Consider the following 8490-nt stretch of genomic DNA (forward strand, 5'->3'; position numbering starts at 1 on the left):
TTAATTAATCATATAACCGGTTAACTGAAAGCCGACTAGCATTAAACCGGCACTCATTAATACACCGTTGGTGAATGTTGAAAAACGTTGAAATGACGGCAGTTTACGCCATGCATTAATGGCAATTAAAATAACTGCGAGCGCTAAAAATTGGCCAAGCTCTACGCCAATATTAAAGGCGATTAGGTTTGTCAGTAATCCATCTTCGGGTAATTGAAACTCTTGTAACTTGGTTGCTAGACCAAAGCCATGAAACAAACCAAAAATAAGCACCGCCATTTTTGTATTTGGCTGCCAATTAAAACAACGCTTAAACCCACCTAAGTTATCAAAGCCCTTATAAATAACTGAAAAACCAATAATAGCGTCAATTAAATAGGCATTAATCTGAATATCGCCAAGCACACCTAATAGTAACGTTGTGCTGTGGCCGATGGTGAACATGGTTACATACAGCAAAACCTCTTTACTGCGATACAAAAAGAAGATCACACCGATTAAAAACAATATATGGTCGTAACCGGTGATCATGTGCTTTGCACCAATATAAATAAATGGCACAAACTGTACGCCTTGGTTTTGCTCTAAAAAAGCGCGAGTGCTGTCATCAACTCCATGGGCCAAGGTCTCAAAGCTAAGAAAAGCCAAAACAAGCACCATAATCATTATGCTAACGTTTATTATTTTAGTTGACATCATGTTGCTCCAACGTTTCACTTTCAGTCAAAATAGACTCCTTTTCATTGTGTAAAAGTCGATACAGTGCGGGGATCACAAATAATGTTAGTAAGGTCGACGAAATAATGCCGCCAATTACCACGGTTGCTAAAGGCCGCTGTACTTCTGAGCCAATCCCTGTATTAAGTGCCATAGGAATAAATCCTAATGAGGCAACCAGTGCTGTAGTTATCACTGGGCGAAGACGTGTTAATGCCCCCTCTGTTATCGCTTGATTAAGCCCCATTCCTGAGCTGCGTAATTCACGAATAAACGATACCATTACCAAGCCGTTTAATATGGCAATGCCGGATAAAGCAATAAAACCGACCGCTGCAGATATTGAAAATGGAATATCACGTAACAGCAGTGCTGCAATTCCGCCGGTAAGCGCTAAAGGCACACCGGTAAAAATAATCGCAGCATCTTTAAGTGAGTTTAAAGCTAAAATAAGCAAGCCTATAATCATTAACAATGTAACGGGCACAACCACACTCAAACGCTCAGAGGCCGATTGTAACTTTTGATACGTTCCTCCGTATTCAATCCAATAACCAGCAGGAATAGTGACTTTATCTTCAATAATTGTTTGAATATCTCCAACAAAGCTTCCTAAGTCACGTCCTCGTACATTGGTAGTCACTACAATACGACGTTTAGCATTTTCGCGATTAATTTGACTTGCGCCATTAGTGAGTTTGATTGTTGCTAACTCTTGGAGCGGCACAGCGCGACCATTAGGTAAATTAATAGGTAAGTAACCTATCTCTTGCACATTATTACGCTGCTGCTCTTCTAAACGAACAACAATATTAGAGCGGATATCCCCTTGATAATACTTACCTGCAATAGTCCCTCCTAATGCGGTGGCTAACTGTGACTGAATGTGTGCTTTGCTGATACCAAACTGGCTTAGTTTTTCAACATTGGGTACAATTTCAAGCATTGGCAACCCGCTTGTTTGCTCAACCATTAAATCGGCAATACCGTCAACATTTCCAATAGCAGATTCAATCTCTTTACCTAACGCAGCAAGTGTTTCAAAGTCATCACCAAACACTTTAATTGCCAGCTCAGCGCGTACACCTGCTAATAATTCATTAAAGCGCATTTGAATTGGTTGTAAAAACTCATAGCGGTTACCTGGAATTGGCTTAACTAAGGCTGCTAACTCTTCAACAATTTGTGCTTTTGACTTATCAGGGTTTGGCCATTGCTCTCGTGGTTTTAGAATAATAAAGTTATCGGCTACGCTAGGGGGTACTGCATCTGTTGCTACATCTGCGGTGCCAATTTTTGCAAATACGCGCTCGACTTCAGGCATCTGCGTAATTTTTTCTTCCAACACTTTTTGTAGCTCAATCGCTTGGCTTAATGATGTACCAGGAATACGAAGCGCATGCATGGCAATGTCTCCTTCATCAAGATTTGGTGCAAACTCGCTTCCTAAGCGTGTGGCTTGATAACCAAAGAATGTTACGAGTAAACAAGCTATTAGCACCACAGCCCAGCGGCCTTTTAATGCTAATGAGAGTACCGGCTTATAAATACGACTTAACCCTAGCATAATATGGTTAGGTTTTTCTTTAACCGGTTTCTTAAATAGTAAAGCCACCATTGCGGGCACAAATGTGATTGAAAGCGCCATTGAGCAAAGCAGAGCGATCACAACGGTTATTGCCATCGGATGGAACATTTTACCTTCGACACCTTCCAGCGCAAAGATAGGTAAATAAACTACGGTGATAATAAATACACCAAATAAAGCGGGTCGTATGACCTCGCGCGTTGCTGTAAAAACGACCTCCAAACGCGCTTTCAACGAAAGGGGTGCATCGCCTTTCATCCCTAGACGCCGTAAGCAATTTTCGACGATAATTATCGTACCATCAACCAGCAGACCAAAATCTAAAGCTCCTAAACTCATCAAATTTGCACTGACACGCGTGTGTACCATACCAGTTATTGTCATTAACATTGCAAACGGGATAACTAAGGCCGTTAAAAATGCGGCTCTAAAATTACCCAGTAATACAAATAATACAACAATCACTAAAATGGCTCCTTCGAGCAGATTAGTCTGAACGGTTGAAAGTGTTTTATCTACAAGTTTGGTGCGGTCATACACCGCTTTTGCGACAATGCCTTCGGGTAAACTGCCATTGATTTCTTTTAACTTTTCACCAACGCCTTGTGCAACTGTGCGGCTGTTTTCTCCTATTAGCATGAACACGGTGCTCATCACCACTTCGCGGCCATTTTGTGTAGCAGCACCAGTACGCAACCCTTTACCATCACTTATAGTGGCAACATCTTTAATAAACACTGCACTGCCGTCTATAGTTTTGATGGGTAAATTAGTGATTTCAGTTAAACCAGCAACCTGACCTGGGACACGAATTAACCATTGCGCACCGCTTTTTTCAATAAATCCGGTGCCTTGGTTTTGGTTGTTTTGACCAATAGCATCAACAACATCTGCTGAGGTAAGATTATAAGCCAGTAGTTTTTCAGGTTTAAACGCAACGAGAATTTCACGCTCGTAACCACCAATAGGGTTTACTTCAACAACACCAGGCACCCGCATTAATTGAGGGCGAATTGTCCAGTCATGTACTGTTCGTAAATCAATGGGGGTTACATCACTACCGTCGGGGTTTTTAGCGCCAGGCACAGCATCAACCGTAAACATAAAAATTTCACCTAACCCAGTAGCTATCGGGCCAAGCTCAGGTAAAAGGTTTATCGGTAACTCGGAACGAGCACTAGACAGCCGCTCATTAACCAACTGGCGAGCAAAGTAAACATCGGTATCATCAGAAAAAATAGCAATAACTTGCGATAAACCATAACGAGACACAGAACGTGTGTTTACAAGCCCTGGTAGCCCAGCTAATGCATTTTCGAGGGGAAAAGTAACGCGTTGTTCAACCTCTAACGGCGTATAGCCTGGCGCTTCGGTGTTGATCATAACCTGAACATTAGTTATATCAGGTACTGCATCAATAGGTAGTTTAGTAAAATTCCATAAGCCTAATCCTGCAATGGCTAATACCATGACAAGAACGAGGATATTTCGCTTTATAGCAAAGCGTAAAATCGATTCTAACATTACGCTCTCCTAGTGATCGTGTGACGCGCCAGACTTTTCAATATCGGCTTTGATGATGTAGCTATTTTCAGTAACATACTCAGTACCAGCAGGCAGTCCACCTAGTACCTCTACCCATGTTGCATCTGAACGACCCAGCTCAAGCATCCTGACTTCATATTCATCAGCGACTTTTGCATACACGACCGTAAAATCACGAAAGCTCTGTAAGCCTATTTTCTTTACCGCTAAAGGAACTTCAAAAGAAGCAGTTTCAATATCGGCTTTAACAAAACTCCCTTCCAACAAAGGCTCAGCCTGTTGTGCCAACGTAACCCACACCATTCTTGCCTGATCACTTCTAACTTTTGGCTCTATAAATGATACCTTACCAGCAATATTCACAAGACTACCTTCTGCCTTAATACTCACTAGAGTGCCTTGAGATACTTTGCTGTAATCGCTCGGGTAGACTGCTAATTTAACGACAGATTGACTCGCGTCTGTGATAACAAGCAGTTCTCGGTTATTCGTTTGCTCACCTGAATTAGCCATTTGTTTTGCGACAAAACCAGCAATAGGCGATTTTATCTCATAGGGGTTTAAACTTTCATTACTTTCAATCGTCATTAAAGTTTGGCCTTTATTTACTTTATCGCCAAGCTTTACATTTAAGTGTGTAATAACACCTTCAAAACGTGCAAAAACAGTGCGGTGCGCACTCGGCGGTAACCAAACCTGTCCATAAGCAGGGATCGTTTGATGAAGCTTTTGAGACCCTGCAATTGCAGTTTCAATCGCCATTGCATCTGCTACTGCGGGTTCGATTTTTGTTCGCCCCTCTAGGTTATCGTATTGCCAACGATATTTTTTTCCTTGGTAGCTCGCATTTACTGTGACAATAAAAGAGTGCGGTTCGTAAATTTCCATATCCCCACGTAAAAAGTCACTTTGGCTAATAAACTTAATATCATCAATCACATTACCTAATCGGGTTAACGTAACCGTTAATTCAACATCGTCGGGATTAATTGGGTTTTTATTATCCGTTAACCATACTCTAAACTCAGGTGGTACGCCTGTTTCGAAAATCGCTAACTCCAATGCGAAGCTTCCTTCACGAAGCATACGACCATTATGCGGCCCTTTTTCAGGCTCTGCTTGCTCTGTAGTAGGTGTTGATACTGCGCTAGCGGGTAAATGTACCCCCGCGCTGAGGCCGAGTAATACGGCAACGGTTATGGAGGGAATAAAGTTTGTCGTTTTCATAAATAATCTCATTGTTCTATCGATGCGCCAGTAAGACGCTGAATTTCTATATGCTGTAAATGTAAGCTTTCATAAGCGCTAAGTAGTTCTGATTGCGCGCTTAATTGCGCCTGACGCACGCTACTCCACTGGTTGTAATTCAATTTACCAACGTTAAATGCTTGTTTTGCTTGGGTAAGCGCGGTTTCTAGCGTGGGAATGATTTCATTTTTTGAGGTGGTAATTACATGAACAGAATGCTTAACTTCTTGAAGCAAAGCATAAAGCTGGCTATTAGCTTGTTGAGTTAAACTCTTCGCTTGCGCTGTTAATACATCTTGCTCGGCACGTAACTTAGCGACCGTTCCGGCATTGCTGCCAGATGCTCCCCACGGAATAGAAACACCGGCCACGAGCCCAAAGTCATCCGTTGATTCATAGCGACGTAAGCCTGTTGTAAATTGCCATTGTGGTTTTGCTTCAATTTGAGCTAATTCAATGTGTGATTGTGCAATACGTTTTTGACTTGCTAACTGCATCAAACGAGGCGCATTTTTAAAGCGCTCGAACTGTGACTGAAAATCTACAATTTTAGGTAACTGCAATAAGTTACCTGTAAGTGTAAAGTCAGTGCGAGGCTCTGCCCACAAGGCTGAAAGCTGATATTTTCCGCTAGCTATTTCATGCTCAAGATCTTCGACAAGTAATTTTTGTTTAATTAGTTCAGCTTTGGCTAAATTTTTATCAATAGCCAACGACTGACCAATACGAACTCGTTTATCTATTGCATTTACAACTTCATTCGCTTGTCTTACTGCCATTTTATTGAGCTTTAGTGCCTCTTCTTTCACCAGTAGTTGAATAAATTGCTTCGCAGTCATCGCGGCTAAATCAAGTGCAATAATTTGTTTATCTAAACGTAACTGCTCAAGTTCAGACTGGCTTGCTTTTACGCGACTATCAATTTGCTCTTGTTGCATCAGCCAAGAGAAAGTTAAGGTTGATTGCATATTTTGCAAACCACTATGCTCACCTGTCCCAAAAGCATCTTCAACCATTAAGCCTATTTGTGGTCTTTGGCCTATACTTGCTTGCTTTATTTTGCCTTGCTGGGCTTTATCTCGATAAAAGAAGCCCTGTAATTGCGGGTTGTTAGCAAGCGTGAATGAGATGGCTTGCTTTAGATTTAATGTTTGATAAGCCTCAGCACTTGCAAAACACGGCAGTGCTGTAAAAGCCATCAATACTCCCACAAAAAACCGACTACCAATCGGTTTTTTGTGGGTAAAATGACTACTAAATGATTTCATTTTAATCCTTACTTAGTGGATGAAAAAAGTTTCGATAAGATGGTGGACACTATCGACAGTCGACAGTGTGAATAAAGTGATAACCACAAAGCTAAACAAGGTGATCATTAAAAGTAGCTTAGGCGTAGTGGAGATTGGCATTAACAATGTTTGTATACGCTGAGTTATTTGTTCATTACTAAAATGACTCATGTATATATTGTCATTCGTAATATGTTGTTGTCGTTGAAATCGAGCAACATTAATAAGTGCTTGAGCCACATCTAATCCATCAAAACTTTGCGTTGCACCGACATCAGCGATTTGTTCTGTTAAAGCCGTATAAGATTGCTGTAACGCCGCGCGCGTTGACGCAGGAAAACACCAACCAAATAGACTAAACAGTGTTTTAAAAAGCGGATCTCGGGCTTTTAAATGTGCTAGTTCATGCTGTATGACTATGTGTACTGTTTTTTCATCAAGTGCTTGTAATCCGCTGGTTATATACACTTTTGGATTGAAAAAACCAACAGTAAATGCCTCTGGTACAAGGTGTTCAATAACGTGTACAGACTGGTTGGGATAATCTTTGTGAGGTTGAGTATTTGATAAAGCCAACAGACTGCTCATTGCTGAACTATGTCTATTAAGACTAAAAAATGCATGTACGCTAGCGCTTGTCATCAAACAAGCTGCTGATATAAGTAATACCGAATGCCAACTATAGACAGAGAAAACCTCTAGGTGATGCCAGTGAGCAACCCCTTGCAACCAATTAGACATTTGGTTTTGATGTGCCTGCCAAAATACAGCTGCACACAATAATGAGATCCACCAAGGGCTGCTAATAGTTAACCAAAGCATGAACTTACGCTCGGTAAACTGGAAAATAGTAAGTTTTTTACAAAGCGAGGTGTGGAAGAAGGAAATCAATATGATCACACAAATAAAAGCGGTCACCGCTGCGCTCGCTAGATTTAAAAACACGGCCCAATTTCCAACAATCATGTTTACACTTTTCCGCTTCGTAGTTTTCGCTGTTGCTCTATAAGCTTTTCGAGCTCATCTAATTGTGTATCATTAAAATTAGTCGAAGTAGAAGAAAATGCAGCAATTAAACTGTTTTCACCCTCTTCAACAAAGTCAGCTGTAATATCATTTATTAAAGTAGCTATAAGCGAGTTACGATCAACTTTAGTTCGGTAATTATAAGCATGACCCTGCTTAGTTCTGCTAAGAAGGCCTTTTTTATAAAGTCTTTCAAGGGTGCTTTGAATAGTATTGAGAGTGCAGCCACGTGTTTTACCTAAACGACTGTGCACATGCTTTGCATCCGCTTCTTTAGAAGACCACAAATATTGAAGTACTAGTTTTTCTAATTCGCCTAACTGCATAATCAAATATCTTTTAACAACATAGCCATATCATGGCAAAATAAAAACCGATAGGCAATCGGTTTTTATTTTTTTATTTAAAAAGGAAAGTAATACATGGGTTGGATAATTTTTAAATACTTAGTGACAGCAGCAATTGTTGTAGCGGTTTCAGAGGTCGCAAAGCGCAGTGATAAACTCGGAGCACTAATTGTAGCACTTCCATTGGTAACCATTTTAGCGATGATTTGGTTGTACGTTGAAAAACAGCCGCCAGAGAAAATTGCGAGTCATGCCTGGTACACATTTTGGTATGTTGTGCCTACCTTACCGATGTTTTTAATATTTCCATCATTACTACACCGATTTGGTTTTTGGCCATCACTCGGCCTCAGCGCCTTAATAACTTGTTTTATTTTTGGAGTGTTTGCATTCGTCGTTAGTAAATTTGGAATAAATTTATTACCCTAAAAGTTGTTTCTGAAATTAATAATATGGTGAAATCAAGGATGTAGCTGAGGCAATAATTTCGATACTTATCTCTAAAAAATTTCCCATTACTTAGCAGAGTCAAATAAAAGCTAGCCTTATTTATGTACTAAGTGTGTAGTGGTCAACTAATTTTGGCCACAGTTTTAGAATCTTGGCATCTAACCTCAGATTCATTTGGGGCTAAACCGGCATTATAATGATGTGGCCTAACGTTGTTGTAATATCCGTTGATATAATCACTAACGCTATATTTAGCATCTATAAAATTTCCATATCCAAC

General features: G+C 40.5%; 7 protein-coding genes and 1 pseudogene. 1 reads left to right on the plus strand and 7 read right to left on the minus strand.

Annotated elements, in window-relative coordinates:
* From I6E85_RS19125 to I6E85_RS19150, 6 genes are all read right to left on the minus strand, one after another.
* On the minus strand, window positions 1-696 hold the full coding sequence (locus I6E85_RS19125) for a HupE/UreJ family protein (protein WP_024589681.1): 696 nt from the start codon (window positions 694-696) through the stop codon (window positions 1-3).
* Window positions 686-3829 carry an efflux RND transporter permease subunit gene (locus tag I6E85_RS19130; protein WP_024589680.1) on the minus strand — a complete coding sequence of 1048 codons (3144 nt, stop codon included), beginning with the start codon at window positions 3827-3829 and terminating at the stop codon, window positions 686-688. Before I6E85_RS19130 ends, I6E85_RS19125 begins: the two co-directional genes overlap by 11 nt.
* Before the next feature lie 9 nt (window positions 3830-3838).
* Window positions 3839-5077: an efflux RND transporter periplasmic adaptor subunit gene (locus I6E85_RS19135; protein ID WP_024589679.1), complete on the minus strand. Its 1239-nt coding sequence runs from the start codon at window positions 5075-5077 to the stop codon at window positions 3839-3841.
* A gap of 8 nt (window positions 5078-5085) precedes the next feature.
* Complete coding sequence (locus I6E85_RS19140) at window positions 5086-6366, minus strand: TolC family protein (protein ID WP_024589678.1); 1281 nt, start codon at window positions 6364-6366, stop codon at window positions 5086-5088.
* A gap of 12 nt (window positions 6367-6378) precedes the next feature.
* Entirely contained in the window at window positions 6379-7209 is an 831-nt protein-coding gene (locus I6E85_RS19145) for a M56 family metallopeptidase (RefSeq protein WP_225305719.1), read from the minus strand.
* Between the two features lie 146 nt (window positions 7210-7355).
* Window positions 7356-7739 (minus strand): BlaI/MecI/CopY family transcriptional regulator, encoded by a 384-nt coding sequence (locus tag I6E85_RS19150; RefSeq protein ID WP_008467191.1) that lies wholly within the window; start codon window positions 7737-7739, stop codon window positions 7356-7358.
* Window positions 7740-7835: 96 nt separating this feature from the next.
* Here I6E85_RS19150 and I6E85_RS19155 point away from each other — a divergent pair, with 96 nt between their 5' ends.
* A complete protein-coding gene (locus I6E85_RS19155) occupies window positions 7836-8189 on the plus strand; it encodes a DUF3147 family protein (RefSeq protein WP_008467186.1) in 354 nt (117 codons plus the stop codon).
* A gap of 142 nt (window positions 8190-8331) precedes the next feature.
* Here the strand turns inward: I6E85_RS19155 and I6E85_RS21075 are convergent.
* Window positions 8332-8490, minus strand: a pseudogene (locus tag I6E85_RS21075) (IS3 family transposase); the annotation flags it as partial.

Origin of the sequence: Pseudoalteromonas sp. NZS71, from assembly GCF_015864715.1 — a bacterium.
GTDB classification, from domain to species: Bacteria; Pseudomonadota; Gammaproteobacteria; order Enterobacterales; family Alteromonadaceae; genus Pseudoalteromonas; species Pseudoalteromonas arctica.

What these genes read in the sequence shown, in the direction of transcription:
- I6E85_RS19155 (WP_008467186.1), top strand. Translation starts at nt 7,836, where the DNA reads ATGGGTTGGATAATTTTTAAATACTTAGTGACAGCAGCAATTGTTGTA.
- I6E85_RS19145 (WP_225305719.1), bottom strand. Translation starts at nt 7,209, where the DNA reads ATGCTTTGGTTAACTATTAGCAGCCCTTGGTGGATCTCATTATTGTGT.
- I6E85_RS19150 (WP_008467191.1), bottom strand. Translation starts at nt 7,739, where the DNA reads ATGCAGTTAGGCGAATTAGAAAAACTAGTACTTCAATATTTGTGGTCT.
- I6E85_RS19130 (WP_024589680.1), bottom strand. Translation starts at nt 3,829, where the DNA reads ATGTTAGAATCGATTTTACGCTTTGCTATAAAGCGAAATATCCTCGTT.
- I6E85_RS19135 (WP_024589679.1), bottom strand. Translation starts at nt 5,077, where the DNA reads ATGAAAACGACAAACTTTATTCCCTCCATAACCGTTGCCGTATTACTC.
- I6E85_RS19125 (WP_024589681.1), bottom strand. Translation starts at nt 696, where the DNA reads ATGTCAACTAAAATAATAAACGTTAGCATAATGATTATGGTGCTTGTT.
- I6E85_RS19140 (WP_024589678.1), bottom strand. Translation starts at nt 6,366, where the DNA reads ATGAAATCATTTAGTAGTCATTTTACCCACAAAAAACCGATTGGTAGT.